Raw genomic sequence first — 626 nt, 5'->3', positions numbered from 1 at the left:
TCGCTTCTGCGACACCTTCTACCAACAACACTCCGTTAGCAAAAAATAATTGAGCTTTTGTCGTGTCCAAGAATTTTCGCAAATGTCGTTTACTTTCTTTCGGATAATCATCTTCCGATAATTCATCAAATGAAAATGACTGTATAATACTTTGTTTACGTTGCAAAATGGAAATATTATTGACATCCGATTTAGCCGTAATTGTCGGTGAGTGCGATGTTACAAATACTTGAAGTCCTTTGCTTTGTAATTCATTTAGATACTCGAAGAAAGTATTCTGATACTGTGGATGCAAGTGTGCTTCGGGCTCTTCCACAAGTAAAGCGTTGTAGATTTCCAAAGCATGGTCTTCGCATCTGTTGATAAGATCTCCTAAGACAACGGATGTGAAAATAAGATTGTTTTCACCTAAACCATTTTGAGATAGGGTAAAGTATTTCTGTTCTTGTCCGGCTTCGACTGTTTTATAAACCGGACATTTTAATTCGATACCACGTACAACATCCGAGAACTCTCGGCCTACATAGCGCATTTCTATATCAGGATGTTTTAGAGTTATTCCTGTACCTTCAAGATGCTCATTAACTTTGCTCTTTCCTGTAGTTAAAATATGTTTCCAATCATAA

1 protein-coding gene is annotated in these 626 nt (G+C 36.9%); it reads right to left on the bottom strand.

Annotated elements, in window-relative coordinates; all coding sequences use genetic code 11:
* Positions 1–626, bottom strand: a 626-nt coding sequence (locus tag AB5935_RS26545; RefSeq protein ID WP_368327933.1) for an ATP-dependent endonuclease, incomplete at both ends; no start/stop codon positions are given.

It is taken from the genome of Phocaeicola sp. RTP21198st1_B8_RTP21198_201120 (assembly GCF_040929485.1).
GTDB classification, from domain to species: domain Bacteria; phylum Bacteroidota; class Bacteroidia; order Bacteroidales; family Bacteroidaceae; genus Phocaeicola; species Phocaeicola dorei.
The sequence above is the reverse complement of the archived record's forward strand: the minus strand, read 5'-3'. Positions and strand labels throughout refer to the sequence as shown.